The 17,283-nt window shown below is 37.5% G+C and carries 16 protein-coding genes; 8 read left to right on the plus strand and 8 right to left on the minus strand.

All coding sequences use genetic code 11. The features are described 5' to 3' along the window. Positions 1-86: 86 nt before the first annotated feature. The 6 genes from KHA87_RS16610 to KHA87_RS16635 all read left to right on the plus strand — a co-directional run bounded on the left by KHA87_RS16610 (position 87) and on the right by KHA87_RS16635 (position 7,565). Positions 87-2,456 carry a glycoside hydrolase family 31 protein gene (locus tag KHA87_RS16610; protein WP_213095302.1) on the plus strand — a complete coding sequence of 790 codons (2,370 nt, stop codon included), beginning with the start codon at positions 87-89 and terminating at the stop codon, positions 2,454-2,456. Between the two features lie 29 nt (positions 2,457-2,485). Beyond that, the gene (locus tag KHA87_RS16615) at positions 2,486-3,520 is read left to right on the plus strand and encodes a LacI family DNA-binding transcriptional regulator (protein ID WP_213095303.1); all 1,035 of its coding nucleotides are present in this window, start codon (positions 2,486-2,488) and stop codon (positions 3,518-3,520) included. A 151-nt stretch (positions 3,521-3,671) separates the two neighbouring features. Continuing rightward, complete coding sequence (locus KHA87_RS16620; RefSeq protein WP_213095304.1) at positions 3,672-4,394, plus strand: ThuA domain-containing protein; 723 nt, start codon at positions 3,672-3,674, stop codon at positions 4,392-4,394. Between the two features lie 63 nt (positions 4,395-4,457). Then, complete coding sequence (locus KHA87_RS16625; RefSeq protein WP_213095584.1) at positions 4,458-5,486, plus strand: Gfo/Idh/MocA family protein; 1,029 nt, start codon at positions 4,458-4,460, stop codon at positions 5,484-5,486. A 54-nt stretch (positions 5,487-5,540) separates the two neighbouring features. Further along, positions 5,541-6,578 carry a Gfo/Idh/MocA family protein gene (locus KHA87_RS16630; protein ID WP_213095305.1) on the plus strand — a complete coding sequence of 346 codons (1,038 nt, stop codon included), beginning with the start codon at positions 5,541-5,543 and terminating at the stop codon, positions 6,576-6,578. An 18-nt stretch (positions 6,579-6,596) separates the two neighbouring features. Continuing rightward, a complete protein-coding gene (locus tag KHA87_RS16635) occupies positions 6,597-7,565 on the plus strand; it encodes a sugar phosphate isomerase/epimerase family protein (RefSeq protein ID WP_213095306.1) in 969 nt (322 codons plus the stop codon). Between the two features lie 65 nt (positions 7,566-7,630). Here KHA87_RS16635 and KHA87_RS16640 read toward each other — a convergent pair whose 3' ends face one another. After that, positions 7,631-7,921, minus strand: coding sequence for a hypothetical protein (locus tag KHA87_RS16640; protein WP_213095307.1), 291 nt, complete (start codon positions 7,919-7,921; stop codon positions 7,631-7,633). Between the two features lie 156 nt (positions 7,922-8,077). Here KHA87_RS16640 and KHA87_RS16645 point away from each other — a divergent pair, with 156 nt between their 5' ends. Continuing rightward, positions 8,078-10,306: a putative bifunctional diguanylate cyclase/phosphodiesterase gene (locus tag KHA87_RS16645; RefSeq protein WP_213095308.1), complete on the plus strand. Its 2,229-nt coding sequence runs from the start codon at positions 8,078-8,080 to the stop codon at positions 10,304-10,306. Between the two features lie 218 nt (positions 10,307-10,524). Here the strand turns inward: KHA87_RS16645 and KHA87_RS16650 are convergent, their stop codons facing one another. The 7 genes from KHA87_RS16650 to speD form a co-directional block, all read right to left on the minus strand. Continuing rightward, a complete protein-coding gene (locus KHA87_RS16650) occupies positions 10,525-10,944 on the minus strand; it encodes an NUDIX hydrolase (RefSeq protein ID WP_213095309.1) in 420 nt (139 codons plus the stop codon). 118 nt (positions 10,945-11,062) lie between these two features. Continuing rightward, complete coding sequence (locus tag KHA87_RS16655) at positions 11,063-12,463, minus strand: vWA domain-containing protein (protein WP_213095310.1); 1,401 nt, start codon at positions 12,461-12,463, stop codon at positions 11,063-11,065. 439 nt (positions 12,464-12,902) lie between these two features. Beyond that, a complete protein-coding gene (locus tag KHA87_RS16660) occupies positions 12,903-13,271 on the minus strand; it encodes a hypothetical protein (protein WP_213095311.1) in 369 nt (122 codons plus the stop codon). Continuing rightward, entirely contained in the window at positions 13,271-13,804 is a 534-nt protein-coding gene (locus KHA87_RS16665) for an acyl-CoA thioesterase (protein ID WP_213095312.1), read from the minus strand. The genes KHA87_RS16660 and KHA87_RS16665 overlap by 1 nt, the downstream gene beginning before the upstream one ends. A gap of 144 nt (positions 13,805-13,948) precedes the next feature. Then, positions 13,949-14,839, minus strand: coding sequence for a cidABC operon transcriptional activator CidR (gene cidR / locus KHA87_RS16670; protein ID WP_213095313.1), 891 nt, complete (start codon positions 14,837-14,839; stop codon positions 13,949-13,951). Between the two features lie 333 nt (positions 14,840-15,172). Beyond that, positions 15,173-15,301 (minus strand): YjcZ family sporulation protein, encoded by a 129-nt coding sequence (locus KHA87_RS16675; RefSeq protein WP_213095314.1) that lies wholly within the window; start codon positions 15,299-15,301, stop codon positions 15,173-15,175. A gap of 90 nt (positions 15,302-15,391) precedes the next feature. Beyond that, complete coding sequence (gene speD / locus KHA87_RS16680) at positions 15,392-16,210, minus strand: adenosylmethionine decarboxylase (RefSeq protein ID WP_213095315.1); 819 nt, start codon at positions 16,208-16,210, stop codon at positions 15,392-15,394. A 362-nt stretch (positions 16,211-16,572) separates the two neighbouring features. On the opposite strand from speD, the gene KHA87_RS16685 reads away from it, so the two are divergent. Continuing rightward, positions 16,573-17,256 (plus strand): adenine nucleotide alpha hydrolase, encoded by a 684-nt coding sequence (locus tag KHA87_RS16685; protein WP_213095316.1) that lies wholly within the window; start codon positions 16,573-16,575, stop codon positions 17,254-17,256. Positions 17,257-17,283: the final 27 nt, after the last annotated feature.

Consider the following 17,283-nt stretch of genomic DNA (forward strand, 5'->3'; position numbering starts at 1 on the left):
AATCTAGGTGAATTTCAGAAGAAAAATTTATCTGAGATTATGCAATGAATACAAAAATAGCCTCACAAATATAGGGGGTATACAGCATGCAAGATACTAGCTTTGCTATTCATCCAGGAAATAAAAAACAACTAAAAAATACACCATACCGTGATATCGGCCATTTGGAGTCATATAAACAAAATGGAAATTTAATAGAATTAAAATGTGAACAAGGAAATGTGCACATCCAATTTTATCGAGATGATATTGTTCGCATCGTCATGAATCCTTTTCAAAAACCACTCATGACTTCGAGTTTTGCATTAATAGCGGAACCAAGTATTGTTGATCTTCAATTGGAGGAGCAAAGTGGTCAAATCCAAATATCAAGCGGTGAACTATTGCTTGTTATTGGAAAATTTCCTCTTCGAATCAATATTTTTACGGCTGACGGTCGATTACTGGTAGGGGAAAGTGAACGCGGAATGGGCTTCAATGAGAAGAGGGAAGTCATCTGCTATAAGGATATGCTGGCCAATGATCACTTCTATGGCTTTGGTGAAAAAACAAGTTTTTTAGATAAACGCGGTGAAAAGATGACGATGTGGAATAGTGATGTATATGCGCCGCATAATCCTGAAATTGATGCCTTATATGAATCTATCCCCTATTTCCTGACACTTCGGGATGGAAAGGCACACGGAATCTTTTTCGATAATACTCATAAAACAGTATTTGATATGAAAAGTGAGCAAGATACCTATTCTTTTTGGGCGGAAGGCGGACAAATAGATTATTACGTCTTAGCTGGTCCGTCACCGAAGGATGTACTCATGCAATATACATCTTTGACTGGAAGAATGCCAATCCCGCCTAAATGGGCTCTTGGTTATCATCAATCCCGTTATAGCTATGAAACAGAGCAGGAGGTTCGCGAATTAGCTGCAGCGTTCCTTAAGAAAGGAATACCTGTTGATGCAATTTATCTTGATATCCATTACATGGATGGATACCGTGTGTTTACATTTGATCAAGAACGATTTCCTAATCCTAAGCAGCTTATTGCCGATTTGAAAGAAGCAGGAATTCATGTGGTTCCTATAGTGGATCCTGGAGTAAAAGAGGATCCGGAATATAATGCATATCAAGAAGGGATTTACGGTGATCATTTTTGTAAATATATTGATGGCACCATTTATCATGGAGATGTATGGCCGGGAAATAGCGCCTTCCCTGACTTCACTAATACAAAGACAAGGGAATGGTGGGGAGAAAAACATCATTTCTATACGGATTTAGGAATTGAGGGTATATGGAATGATATGAATGAGCCCGCTGTTTTTAATGAAACAAAGACAATGGATGTTAAGGTGATGCATGGAAACGATGGGAATCCGAAAACCCATAAGGAAATGCACAATGTATATGGTTTATTAATGGGAGCAGCCACTTATAATGCGTTAAAACAGCAAAATAAGGGTAATAGGCCATTTTTGCTTACAAGGGCAGGATATGCCGGTGTTCAACGCTACGGTGCGGTATGGACAGGAGATAATCGAAGCTTTTGGGAGCATTTAGCGATGGCACTGCCAATGTGCATGAATCTTGGTATTTCAGGTGTTCCTTTTACCGGACCAGATGTCGGCGGATTTGCCCATGATGCCTCTGGGGAGCTGCTTGCGCGCTGGACACAGTTTGGCACCTTTACTCCTTACTTCCGCAATCATAGCGGACTTGATACGGTCAGGCAGGAGCCATGGTCATTCGGAGCAAATATAGAGAATATCGTGAAAAAGTATATTCAGTTAAGGTATAAATGGTTGCCCCATCTCTATACTTTATTTCATGAGGCAAGTATGACAGGTCTACCGGTGATGAGGCCATTACTAATGGAATATCCAATGGATGAGAATACATTTAACTTGTCCGATCAATTTTTAATAGGTGAAAATATTATCATTGCGCCAATATTGAAACCTTCTACCTTCCACCGGGTCATCTATCTGCCGGAGGGAAATTGGTTTGATTACTGGACTGGTAAGTCTTATAAAGGCGGAGCTCATTTCTTGGTCGAAGCACCGTTAGATACATTACCGATTTTTGTGAAAGAGGGAGCTATACTTCCTCATGGAAGGACTATAAAGAATACCTCTGAACCAATGGATAAGCTGGATATTCACATATATAAAAAAACAGATGGTATTAGTGTTTATAAGCTTTATGAGGATGACGGCAAAACATTTGACTACGAAAATGGCAGTTATTTAATGAAAGAAATTGTCTGTCATTTTAATAATAAAACGATTACAATTATGATGGAAGATTTACACAATGGATACAAGCCAAGCTGGAATATGCTTGAGTTTATGATTCATGGCTTGGATGAAGAAGTTGAAATAGTATTAAATGACACGTCGGTTGTGACGAACTTTAACAAGCAAAAGAGAACGATTTTATTTCAACTATCGATATAAATTACTAATTTAGGAAAGGGGAGGGTAGCATGACAGTTACAATAAAGGATGTAGCAAAAATGGCTGGAGTTGCACCATCAACAGTTTCACGAGTCATTGCCAATAATCCGCGCATCAGTGAATCTACGAAAAAAAAGGTAAGAGAGGCCATGGACTATCTAGGTTATCATCCTAATTTTAACGCTCGTAGTCTAGCTGCCCGCTCCACACAAGCATTAGGGATTATCATGCCAAGCTCAGCAGATAAAGCCTTTCAAAACCCATTCTTTCCAGAGGTAATAAGAGGAATCAGCACAAAGGCTCATAAAAAAGGCTTTGGTCTCTATATTTCTACCGGTATGAATGAAGAGGAAATTTTTGATGGTGTTGTAGAAATGGTGCAAGGCAGACGTGTGGATGGAATTATTCTATTATCCACTAGTATGGATGATAAAATAGTCGAATATCTTTATGAATCTCATTTTCCATTTACCGTTGTTGGAAAGCCATATAAATATGAAGATAAAATCTCCCATGTTGATAACGATAATTATCGTGCCGCTGGCGAGTTAACGAAGCACCTAATAGATTTAGGGCATGATCGTATTGCCTTTATCGGTGGTAGCCTGAACCTAGTAATGACAACGGACCGATTGCTTGGCTATGAGAAGGCACTGCGAAATGCGGATATACCGTTAAGAGAAAATTATATTATACATGAGGAATTTTTGAAGGAAGGCGGAAGGGGAGCTGTAGAAGCATTGATGGCATTAGAAGAGCCACCAACGGCCTTCGTTGTAATGGATGATTTAATGGCGCTTGGAGTTCTAGGTATGCTATCAGAAAAAGGAATAGTTGTTCCAGATGATGTATCTGTTGTCAGCTTTAATAATGTTATGCTAGCTGAGCTCTCCACTCCTCCATTAACTAGTGTCGATATTAACATTTTTCAATTAGGGTATAAGGCTGCAGCTTCCCTCCTTGATATTCTTGAAAATGAAGACAAAAAGCCTGAACGAATTATCATTCCTCACAAAATTATTGATCGCTTGTCGTGCGCTCCTCTTAACGAGAAAGGGAAATGAATGGAAAGAGTAAATCTTTCCATTTTTTCATTAATCTATTAAACAACCATAGCATACATTCATATAAGAGACATATATACTTAATGTGCTCTAAAACTTTTATATAGTTAAAATATTTAGCATGATTCATAGCTTAAAGGAGATGTCTTTATTGCTGCAAGTCACAGTCTGGAACGAAAATCGCCACGAAAAGATAAACCCGGTAGTGGCAGGAATTTATCCGAATGGAATTCATGGAGCGATTGCTGCTTTTCTTGATAAAGCTGGCGTTGCTGTTAAAACAGCAACATTAGATGAGCCTGGACATGGATTAACCGATGAGGTGCTAAGAAATACAGATGTTCTTGTTTGGTGGGGGCATACGGCACATGAGGAGGTTTCTGATGAGACGGTTCAAAAGGTTGTTACACGTGTTTTGGATGGAATGGGTCTAATTGTTCTGCATTCGGGACATTTCTCAAAAGTATTCAAAAAATTAATGGGAACCTCATGTGATTTAAAATGGCGTGAAGCGGATGACCGTGAAAGACTTTGGATCGTTGACCCAAGCCACCCGATTACTGCTGGACTTGGTGAGTATATTGAATTGGAAAAAGAAGAAATGTACGGAGAGCATTTTGACGTACCTGCACCAGAGGAACTTATCTTTCTAAGCTGGTTTGAAGGTGGAGAAGTGTTTCGTAGTGGATGTACCTATCGTCGTGGGAATGGAAGGATATTTTACTTTAGACCGGGGCATGAAACATATCCTACTTATCATAATGAGGAAATTCAAAGAGTCATCTTCAATGCAGTAAAATGGGCGGCACCTGTTAAACGTGCCAGACCAGTGTACGGGAATGCCCAGCCACTTGAAAAAATATCAAAAAAATAGTAAAAAAGCCAATTTGCTAATTTCAAATGTAAGTAGATTAAAATTTTTAGGAGGAATGCAATGATGGCAAAAGTGAAGGTTGGCGTTATTGGTTGTGGGAGTATTGCGACTCATCGGCATTTGCCGGAATATGCTGCGAATGAAAGTGTGGAGATAGTAGCAGTATGTGATATTGTGGAGGAAAGAGCTAAGAAGCGGGCAAGTAAGTATGGCACAAAATATTATACAAAATATGAAGAACTGTTAGCTGATGATGAAATTGAGGCGGTGAGTGTCTGTACGCCCAATTATCTCCATGCGCCAGTATCCATTGCCGCTTTGGAAGCGGGAAAGCATGTTCTTTGTGAAAAACCAATGGCAACATCGTATACAGAAGCGAAGGCAATGATAGATGCTGCTGAGAATAATAGAAAAAAACTGATGATAGCACATAACCAGCGTTTTGTTGAATCACATAGGAAAGCACGTGCGATTATTGAATCAGGGAAATTAGGAAAAATCTACAGCTTCCGCACAGCATTTGGACATGGCGGTCCTGAAGGCTGGAGCGTGGATGGGGAAAATAGCTGGTTCTTTAAGAAAGAAGAGGCATTTATTGGAGCAATGGGAGACCTTGGTGTGCACAAGACAGATTTACTCCGATATATATTAAACGAAGAAATTACGGAGGTAGCCGCTTTCGTCGATACAATAGCAAAGGACAACTCTACAGTAGATGATAATGCCGTTTGTATTTTAAAAACAGAAAGCGGAATTGTCGGTACACTTGCTGCTAGTTGGTCCTATGTATCAAAAGAGGATAATTCAACAGTAATATACGGCGAGAACGCTATTCTTCGCTTAGAAGAGGATCCAAATTATTCTCTTGTGATTCAACACAAAAATGGCGAAGTGGAGAAGCATACATTAGGCCAAATCCAATCCAATGAAGATGGCGGACAAAGCAACTCCCATGTGATTGAGCAATTTATTCAAAGTATATTAACGGACTCCGAGGTGCCAATCAGCGGTTATGAAGGAATGAAATCTTTGAATGTTATTCTGGCTGCTTTGGAATCAAGCGCATCCGGGAAAATAACAAGGATTAAATGATGTATAGATTAGAAAGCTAGTGGTTTGGCTTTTTTTAATAAACGAGGTGTTAATATGAGTAAGCTGCGTATAGGTATCATTGGTGCTGGAGGAATTGCTGTGGGGCGTCATATACCGGCTTTTGCCCAGCTAAAAGATGAAGTAACTATTACTGCTCTAAGTGATGTAAATCTTGAACGTGCCAGAAATGTAGCTGAGGAATTCAACATTCCTTATGCCTATGAGAACTATCGCGATATGCTTTCACGGGTCGATGCAGTAGTAATTTGTACCCCCAATAAATTTCATTCAGAAATAACTGTTTGTGCATTAGAAGCTGGTGTCCATGTTCTTTGTGAAAAACCGATGGCCATGACAGCTGCAGAGTGTCAAGTGATGATAAATGCTGCGAAAAAGGCAAATAAAGTCTTGAGCGTTGGCTTTCACTATCGCTACATGAAGGAATCGCAAGCAGCCAAAAAGATTATGGCGGCTAATGAAATTGGAAACCCTCTTGTCGTTCGTGTTCAAGCCTTGAGAAGGAGAAAGGTCCCTGGTTGGGGAGTTTTTACGAATAAGGAGCTGCAGGGCGGCGGCAGTTTAATTGACTATGGTTGCCATTTGCTGGATCTTTCGCTTTGGTTAATAGGGAATCCAAGGCCTGTGGAAGTAACGGGAACAGCATACAATACATTGAGCACGCAGCCAGGACAGGTAAATCAATGGGGGAGTTTTGACCATGAAACCTTCAATGTCGATGATCATGTTACTGGTTATATTCGTTTTGAGAATGGAGCGTCGCTTCTTCTTGAAGCATCATGGGCTGCCAATATTATAGAGGATAAAGAAAGCGTAAGTATTTCAGGGGATCAAGGTGGACTGGAAGTCTTTCCACTTAAGTTGAATTATGCAAAGCATGGCATGCTTTTTAATAGTGAAGCAGCCTGGATACCAAGTGAGGAGGATCCGGGAGTTAGCCAAGCGAGGAATTTCACAGACGCATGCCTAAAAGGCGCAGAACTAGTTGTAAAGCCAGAGGAAGCCTTATTTGTTTCGCAAATCATGGAAGCGTTATATAAAAGCAGTGAAGAAAAGAAAAGCATTCGACTATAAGGAATGGATGGGATATAGATGAAATTAGGTGTTTTCACAGTTTTATTTTCAGATAAGTCTTTTACAGATATGCTGGATTATGTAAAAGCCGCAGGGTTAACGGCAGTTGAAATTGGAACTGGCGGTTATCCAGGCGATGATCATTGTAAATTGGATGAACTGTTAGGAAACAAGGAAAAAAGAGATGCGTATTTGCAGCAGGTAACTTCACGTGGACTAGAAATAAGCGCATTCAGCTGCCACGGAAATCCATTGTCACCGGATGAAGAATTTGCGAAACAAAGTCATGAAGTGTTTGTGAAGACGGTACAATTAGCTTCTTTAATGAATGTTCCCGTTGTAAATTGTTTTTCCGGAACTCCTGGTGATCATGAGGGTGCAAAATATCCAAATTGGCCGGTAGTATCATGGCCGAATGAGTATTCAAACGTATTAAAATGGCAATGGGAAGAGAAGTTGATCCCATACTGGAAGAAGTGGGGGCAGTTTGCGAAAGATCATAATGTAAAAATAGGTTTGGAATTACATGGAGGCTTCCTGGTACATACCCCATATACAATGTTGAAATTGCGTGAAGCAACATGTGATGCAATAGGGGCCAATCTGGATCCAAGCCATCTTTGGTGGCAAGGAATTAATCCTGTTGCAGCGATTAAAATTCTTGCGAAAGAAAATGCCATCCACCATTTTCATGCGAAGGATACTTACATTGATCAGGATAATGTGAATATGTACGGATTAACCGATATGCAGCCATATGGTGAGGTTAGAACTAGAGCATGGACATTCCGTTCTGTCGGATGCGGGCATAGCCTTCAGGAATGGTCCGATATGATGAGTGCACTTCGCACATATGGTTATGATTACGTTGTTAGCATTGAGCATGAAGATCCAATTATGTCCATTGAAGAGGGTTTCAAGCGTGCTGTGAAAAATCTGCAATCTGTTCTAATTGAAGAAACACCTGCCGATATGTGGTGGGCTTAAAAAAATGGAAGGAGCGACGCTCTTTCCATTTTCTTTTCTATTTTTCTCAAGCATAAATGAATAGCTTATTTATCCCGTATCCCTTGATAAATATTCACCAATCCAATTAAAATGTGCATGACCATTCCGATAAACGGAATAAAGGCAATGATATTTCCAACAATACCAAAAAGAGAGGCTGCTTTTGATTTATAGCTGATAAAAGATAGGATTAAACCGATAAAATGGAATACGATTAAAAAACCTAATGGCGACCATCCATGTGCAATAATTACTAGACCGCCAATAAAAGGGATGCCGAAAAATAATTCCACTAAACCGATAATGATTTTATACAACCGCAAAATTGAATCCATCGAATGATAAACCCCTTTTTAGGATAATTATACCATTATGAGAAAGAATAATTACAAACTTTAAGGTATGTTTTCCAAAGTTTTCTTTTATTGAAAGCCTATTTAAAATAGTGATAAATTGAACTAGTAATAAAATTCTAATGGAGAAAAATATGAATGATAAAGATTAGGCAGAAAGTAATTATTTTCAGTTTTTTTGTTCTAGCATCCGAATTGTTTTATGAGGTAGAATCATTTCTTCACCCACAGCAAAGATGGTATTTTCATTTGTTTCAACTAATGCTAACTGTAGGAATGATTGTCTTTTTATTTTTATTAGAAAAAGATATACAAAAGACGTCGATGGAATTAAAAAATAGCAATGGTAAATTGAAAAATATTTTTGATACACTGGATGTTGCGATATGGTTCCACGATTTACGTTCAGACACATTATTAATCACTCCAGGTATTGAAAAATTATACGGAAGATCTCTGGACGAGTTTTATCGTGATCACGATTTATGGAAGAGCGTCATTTTTCACGAGGATATGCCGCAAATAGAAGCACGGGCAGAAATACTAAAGCTTGGAGAACCAATTACATCACTATATCGAATAATTCGTCCTGACGGAGAAGTTCGCTGGATTCAGGATAGAGGAATTCCCAAAATGGATGAAAGTGGGGAATTGGCTGAGTTCACAAGTGTACTTTTTGATATAACCAATCACAGAGAAAGCGAAGATCGTTATCGTAGTCTTGTGGAATTGTCTCCTGATCTTATTTTAGTTGTTAGTCGAAATAAAATTGCTTATATAAATGAAACGGGCTGCAAGATGCTTGGTGCCTCTAACACTTATGAATTAATAGGAAGAAAGATTTCAACATTAATCCTTCCGGAATCCTTGAAGAATTTATTTGCTGGATTAAAAAAGTCGAAGGATAAAGAACTATCCACTTATCGCTTTGAAATACAGGTTATGCGTTTAGATGGGAAAGCTATAGATGTTGAGATGTCTATGATGCCGATTCTTTATGAAGGCAGAAATGCCTGGCATGTGGTGGGAAGAGATATTACAGAACGCAAAAAAGTAGAAAAGACTATTGAAAACCTTGCTTATTATGATACCTTAACAGGTCTTCCAAATAGGAACATGTTTAGGCGTTATTTAAATAATGTGCTTCAGCAATCCAATTGTGATACATTAGCTATTCTATTTTTAGATTTAGATCGATTTAAAATGATTAATGATACAAGAGGACATACTGCAGGTGACTTATTATTAAAGAAAGCTACGCAATTTCTACTAAAAGCAGTGCAGAGTGAAGGGATAGTCTCCAGGCAGGGAGGAGACGAGTTTATTATTATTTTGGAAAATGCGACCAAGGACAAGGCCTCCGAAATTGCGAAACGGATATTAACGGAGTTTTCCAACCCTATTCATATTGAAAAGGAAGAGTTTTTTATTACACCCAGCATTGGGGTAAGTATGTATCCTGAGGATGGCAGGGATCAAGAAACGTTAATCAAACATGCTGATTCTGCAATGTATCTAGCAAAAGAGATAGGAAAAAGGAAATATCAGTTTTATACTTCAAAGCTTGATGGTTTTGCAAGCAGAAAGATGCAGATAGAAAATGGCCTAAGAAAAGCAATTGCTCAAAATGAATTATTCCTTTGTTACCAACCTAAAGTTCATTTGAATACTGGTAGAATTGTCGGTGTTGAGGCATTAGTTAGGTGGGAGCATCCGATGTTAGGGATGATTTCACCTGGTGAGTTTATTCCAATTGCGGAGGAAACAGGACTAATTATTCCTCTTGGAAATTGGGTGTTGGAAAACGCCCTAAATCAGTTCATGAATTGGTCCCGGAATAAGGTTCTAGAAATGCAGCTAGCTGTGAATGTATCTGTTCGGCAGCTTCAAGATGATGATTTTATTACAAAAGTACAACAGCTAATTGAAAGCTCCGGTATGGACGCAAAATGGCTTGAATTAGAAATAACGGAAAGTATCATGCAGGATATGGAGAAATCAATCGCCATTTTGAATCGCTTAAGACGAATCGGAATAAAAATTGCTATTGATGACTTTGGCAAAGGCTACTCTTCACTAAGCTATTTAAGGCAGCTTCCAATTGACAAAATTAAGGTAGACAAGTTATTTGTGGACGATATTACTACTCAAACCAATCAGGGTTCTATTATTAAGTCTATTATTGATATGGGCCATAGCTTAAATTTTGATGTTATTGCAGAGGGTATAGAAGAAAGGGAGCAAGTGGTTTTCCTTAAGAATAGTGGCTGTGATTTAGGGCAAGGCTATTATTTTTGCAAGCCCATTCCTGCAGTCGAGATGCAAGTGCTTTTGGAACAGGATTATTTGTATAATGTTGGTGATTAGAGCGAAACTTTATTAGTTTAGTTTCGCTCTTTTTTTGTAAAGGCTGTTTTCTTATAGAATCTTGTTTTTCGTGTTTTGTAATAAATGGATAATATAGTCATTGCTCGGGGCATCTTTTCTTAAAAAGATTATTCCTTACGCTATCAAAAATTGGGCCATTACTAAGATTTTCTTTCGAAAAAGCAACAAAGTTTAAGAAAAGAGCCTTTGTAAAAGTACTACCTTGATGATTCTAGTAGGGAAAACACACTGTTTTTTTCAAAGTCAGCCAGAATTCCTTTTGGCAAATATCTTTTAAGTTCATCATATGTTGCCCATAAGTAATCGGAATGCTCATGTGATAGAATAATCTCTGTATTTTTACAGCTGCATAGATAGGTTACAATTACGACTTGTCTGTAAGGAGAGGTTTGAAATGTTGTTGCGTATAGGATTTGTTCTACAAGAATATCTAAGCCGACTTCTTCTTTTACTTCCCTTATAAGAGCACTCTCTAAATCCTCACCGAATTCCATTTTTCCCCCAGCACATTCCCATGTACCACCGCCGGAATGAGCTTGATTAGTACGTTTAATAATTAGAACTTTACCATCCTGTATTATAACCCCTTTTACCCCAACGATTATTTGATTATCCATGAATTATCTCCTTCTCCTAATAGATGAAAATTCATATTAATTATCATATTCCAGAAATCCAGTCTATAAATGACTTAAATGTTATACATGATGTAATGTGTTCTATTAAATATAAAATTTAAAATTTAAGATTCTTCGTTAATTCATCCACTATTTGTTGCAGGCGTTTTCCTGTATCGATTATTTCCTGATGCTTTGTCCGCTCTACTTTATCGGCATATTCTCTCATATTATCTATCCGTTTAAATAAAATATCATCAATCGCCCTTTTTGTATTGGAATCTATTAAATTGTCTTCATATAACTTATTCAAAGCATTGTTCATGCGTTCAAACTCACGATTCCGTGAATCTATGCTTTTGCTGTATAGATCTTGAAGTTTATTTGCCATACCGAGCTGTTCAAATGCTAGATTGCTTGTATTTCCGACTGCCCAGAATGCCCATGTAACACTTCCGATTCTTTCTTTCCATGATTTTGTTACTTCCTCATTTAGCTGTTGTTTGTTTTTCACCGATGTATATTGTCCGCCTCCTGCGTTAGCAACCTCTTTAAGCTGGCGGTCAGCTTCCCCATCCACGTCAAATCCGATTATATTTATTTGAACATCCATTTCGGAGCTTTTTGCTTCTTTAGCTGCCTGTACAGGGTTCCCGCCGCAAGTTTCTATTCCATCACTGACCACATAAATGAAATTTTTCGTTTTTTCATTACTTGCTGTAAGTAATTCTTTCTCTGCTTTTTCGATTGCAGAGGCAAGCGGAGTCCATCCGCTCGCATTAAATTTGTTCAGTGCATTAGAAAAGTTAGCTGTGTTATAGGAAGTTAGTGGGTAAACAGTTTCAACATTGCCACAAGATAATTTTTTATCCTTATCAGAACCGGTCCCTTTATGACCAAAAACGGTTAAAGATACATTAACATTTTCCGGCAAGCTTTTGGCGAAGCTGTCCAAGCTTAATTTGGCCAGCTTCATTTTATTCCCGCCGGAAACATTCGATTTCATACTTCCGCTTGCATCAAGCAATAGAGCGATGTTAACTTTATCCGGCCTTTGATTTAGCTCTTTCTCCGTTACATCTTGCAGGAGTCTGCCATCAGGCAGCTTTAGCTTATCATACTTAACTTCAAAATCCTTCATGGGCTGCAGCGTCTTTTTATATTCAGTACGAAAAGCTGTAATGAGGGACTCTGACCATTGTTGGGTCCCCCATTTTTTTGTATTTTCATTTTTAATATTTTGTATGTATTCATCAATTGCTTTCAATTCCGCCTGAGCATATTCATTATTTTTTGCGAATTCTTTCTCCGCAATATATTTTTGATAAAGACTCCCACCTGGCTCACTTTCCATGTCCTCACCTATGAGACTATAGGTTAATTTCTCTTCTTCCTTTGATTCTGTACCCTTTTTGGAAGAGGGAGTTGCTTTGTGGTCCGAAGTTGTTTCCGCTTGCTGACATCCTGTTATAAAAATCAAACATAGAAACAGCATGAGTGGACGAGCTAATTTTGACATTTATTCCTTCTCCTCTCTTGGATAGAAATTTTTACCTCGTACTTTTTAGGATATAGAATATTATAAGAGAGGTGAAGGGGTCTTTTTACCTACTTTTCCATTAATCAGACTACCCTAGATTTTTCATCATAGTCCTGTTTTATTCGGAAATCTTCATAACAGTAAAAAAAGCAGTGAACGATTTCATTCACTGCTTCGGAAGAGGGGGAGTGAGGGAGCATCTTAAATCTTCTCTATATTATTTGGCAAAAAGAAATAGCGAGGAAATTAAGAGAGCGGTATATTTTAATAATTGCTGATTTTATTTAAGGATCTTTCGTATAGATCGTTGTTTTTCGTATTCTGTAATAAATCTTAATATAATAATTGCTCGGAGCATCTTTTCTTAATAAGTTTATTCCTTGGTCATTACTAAGATTTTCGTTGGAAGAAAAGAGCCTTATTTGATAATTACTTCAGAAACGGATTCAGGCGATTTCCCTAATATTAAAAGTCCTAATTTTGCAGACCCGATGTCCTTGAAATTGGCGAAAAAATGCTTTACTGCCGGAAAATCGACATCATCCTTTAAAGCCTGGAGCTCTTTTCTATATAAACGCAAAACAGAACTTTGGACAAATTGGGGGGAATAACGGCTAGGGTTCTCATCTAATATTAAGTTGCCCATATAATCATATTTAAATTGCAGGGCTCTTGTTAAGCCTACTATATGCACTAGCTTTTCGAAGAGGGAAGGGTATGACGTTTGAAGCTTGATCAATGCATTACTTGCTTCCTTCAGTTCATCGATACTTGTTAAAGTGAGCATCATTCCATCTCCTTATCATTATCCCAAGGTTTTTCCAAACTAATATAACCTGCTAATTCCTTGCTCTTTTTCCTTCTTAATTTTCGCATTTCGGCACGTTCTTTTCCCGTATCGTAAAGGAATTTTTCCTCTTCTGTCTCTGGAACTACGCCAGGTACTTCTACAGGCTTTTTACTTTCATCTAATGCAACAAAGGTTAAAAATGCGGTTGCGGCAATTCTGCGTTCACCGGTCATAATATCCTCGGCAATGACTTTGCAAAAAATCTCCATGGAAGTCCTTCCGGTGTACGTGACAAATGACTCCACACATACAGAGTCTGTTTGATGAATTGGACATAAAAAATCAATCGAATCCGTTGAAGCAGTTACACATTCCTTTACTCTAGAATGTCTGCGTGCTGATAAAGTAGCGGCATCGTCCAGTTTCTTCATTAAGACTCCGCCAAATAATGTATTATAATTATTTAAATCACAAGATAATACTTGTGCAGTATTGACGATTCGGCTTTCTTTCACTTTCTTAGCGATCATGCTAATGCTCCTTTCCTATTTGTAGATCTATGATGAATATCAGAAAGGTTTAGGTTCACTATTAAAGTGTAAGCCCCAACGTTCATGAAGTAAAATGGTTATATTTTATATATGATATAGCTTTTATCTATGTAAATGCTTCCATCATAGTATTCCTTTTTTAAGCTCCTCTTTTGTAAAAGACAACCATTCACGTGCTGCAAAAGAAAGGTATTGATGCTTTCCCCAAATAATGCCTAAATTCCAGCTTATTGAAGGATTGACTACCTTGATGGAACGAACCTTAGTACTCAGGTGAGGGCATAAACTTTCAGGTAATAGAGATACTCCTAAATTCCAAGAAACCATTTCCTCGATAAATGACCACTGAGAACTTTTGGAGATAATCTTTGGTTCAAAACCCACACTTCTACAAGAGGAAATGATGCGATCATGCAATGCAAATTCTTTATTGAATAGAATAAACGGTTCATTAGCTAGCTGAACTAAGTCTACTTCTTGCCAATTTGCTAAGGGATGTGTGGCGTGCAAAATAAGCTTTAAATCTTCCTCCATGAAAGAAAAATGCTCAAAGATATCATTCTTGGTTGGAAGTACTACCACTCCGACATCAAGAAGATTGTTTTCTACATCCTCCTCTACCTTTTTTGATCCATCTTCTGTTAATTGAAACGTAATACCTGGGTATTTTTCATGAAAGCGACCTATAAAACTAAGAAGGAAACGAGCATCAAAAATAGGAGGCAAACCAATTCTAATAGTCCCTGTTTTTAGGCCTAACAGATTATCCAGCTCTGATTCCAAATTATGAAACGCCTTGTCCACTAATTTTGCCTGCTCCAATATAACCTTACCGGCATCTGTTAATGTTAATTGCTTGCGGGAACGGTCAAAAAGAGAAACGCCTAGTTCCGTTTCAAGGTTTTTAATCATTTTGCTAATGGTAGGTTGTGTGATATACAAATGTTCAGCTGCGATAGAGAAGCTATTATATTTTGTTACTTCTATAAAATATTGCAAATGCTTGATGTCCAAATAAATACACCTGCCTGAATGATTTATGTAAGATATGATTTACTGTAATAAAAGTATTTTACTTTTCGTAGCTTCATTAATAAAGGCTCTTTTCTAAAACTTTGTTTCTTTTTCAGATATAAATCTAAGTAACAACCGGCTTTCGAAAATAGATGAATATTCCTCGTAAGAAAAGATGCCCCGAGAGTAAGTGCATATTAGAATTTGTAACAACATATACGAAAAACTACCCTCTATGCGAAATATTTTTCATAAAGCTTCAAACTTCCATCTCGAAATAAAATGAAAATGAAGCGTCAAAAGACGCCTCATCGAAATGGGAGGTAGTTTATGTTAGTACACCCAAGCGGCACCAACAATAATTAACAAGATGAATAGCACAACAATTAATACAAACATATTACCTCCACCGCCAACAGGGGGGGCGTAGCTATAACCTCTATTGCCGCAGCAAAATCCCATTCATAAGCACCTCCATTCAAATAGGATCATTATATTTTATGAATAACGATCCCTTTTGTAATGGACATGCGCTGAGTGAAAGCAATTAAGTTAATAAAATCCACCATCCATATTTTTTCCGTAAAATATTTCATCCATTTCCGTTTGCAATTTGGAAGTGATATGATCAATCTCTTCGGCTGACAGTTTATCCTTTGTGTATCCAAATAAATAATTATTAAGATCGAAATCCCTTAGCTTGCATTTTGTATGAAAAATATGTTCCTGGTAAACATTTACATCTATCATATCATATAGATTTTTTATATTTTCAGGTATGTAATTTTGAATGGAACTGATTTCGTGGTCAATAAATAATTTATGTCCGGTTTTATCCCTCGTAAAGCCACGAACACGGTAATCAATTGTCATAATATCGGTATCAAATGAATGGATAAGATGATTCAATGCTTTCAGTGGTGAAATTTCCCCACATGTTGATACATCAATATCAGCACGGAAGGTACTTATTCCTTCATCTGGATGAAATTCAGGATAGGTGTGTACGGTTATATGGCTTTTATCTAGTTGCATTACCACTGAATCAGGCAGTGGTCCCGGTGATTCAGAGAATGAATCATTTGGTACCTCGACAACAGGTCCTTCCGATACTAGCATGGTTACGCTGGCCCCTTGAGGAACATAATCCTGCTTTGCAATATTTAACACGTGAGCACCAATGATATTGGAAACGGCGTTTAATATTTTCGTCAATCGATCTGCATTATATTGTTCATCTATATATGCAATATAAGCTTCACGCTCTTCTTTTGTTTTTGTATAGCAAATATCATACATGTTAAAGCTTAATGATTTAGTTAAGTTATTAAAGCCATGCAGTTCGATTCGCTGTTCTGGAGTTAATTTCAATTTTCATTTCCCCTTTTTAAATGCACTTTTCTAACTTATTAATAAATATTTTTATAATGCCCATATGTGTTTGAAATAATGCTTATAGTGTAATAAGGGGGGGATTCATCGTATTATGAAGGTTATATTTTTGTGAGATGTTATATTCCCAAAACCAATTATAACTTGTGGATTCGTATATTGTTTTTTATTCTAAAATAGTGTCAGTTCTGAGCGTTATTCTTAATAGGTTATTCATTGTTTACTAAAATTAAGATGTTATAATGCCTTTCATCTAAAAAGCAACATAGTTTAATAAACGAGCCATTAAAAAAGGAAGATATGTTACATTTAATATATATAGAAGAAAAAGGGGAATAGAAATGAAAGAAAGAATCGTCGTATCCTTTAGCGGAGGGAAAGACTGCGCATTAGCAATGAATAGGTTAATGAAAGGGGGAAAATGGGAAATTGATTCACTTTTAACAACTGTAACGGACGATTACAATAGGACATCGATGCATGGTGTACGGGAGGAATTGCTTGAAAAACAGGCGGATTCGTTGGGAGTAAAGCTGCGAAAAGTACGGATTCCAAGCCTTTGCAGCAATGAAGTATATCAAGAAAAAATGGCGGAAGCTGTTTCAAAAATCGTATCAGATGGTATTCGTTATATCATGTTTGGTGACATTCATCTGCGGGATGTGAAGGAATATCGTGAAAAAATGCTGGAAGGTACTGGTTTAGAGCCAATATTCCCTATTTGGGGTGAGAAACCGGAGAAACTAATAAAAGAGTATTTTGCCGAAGGATTCCATACCAGATTAACATGTGTAGATTCAGAGCAATTAAATCCTAAATTTGTCGGATGTGAAATCGATGACAAGTTTTTAGAGGATTATCCAGGGAACGCAGATATCTGTGGAGAAAATGGCGAGTACCACACATTTGTGTTTGATGGGCCGATATTTTCCTATCCAATTAAACATACTATAGGTGAAAAAAGGATAGCCAATGAGCGGTTTTATTATGTAGATATTGTCAATGGAGAAAATGGAACTTTATAAACAATCATTATTGGCTTCGTATTAACA

Source organism: Bacillus sp. FJAT-49736 (genome assembly GCF_018343615.1).
Classification (GTDB): domain Bacteria; phylum Bacillota; class Bacilli; order Bacillales; family Bacillaceae_C; genus Margalitia.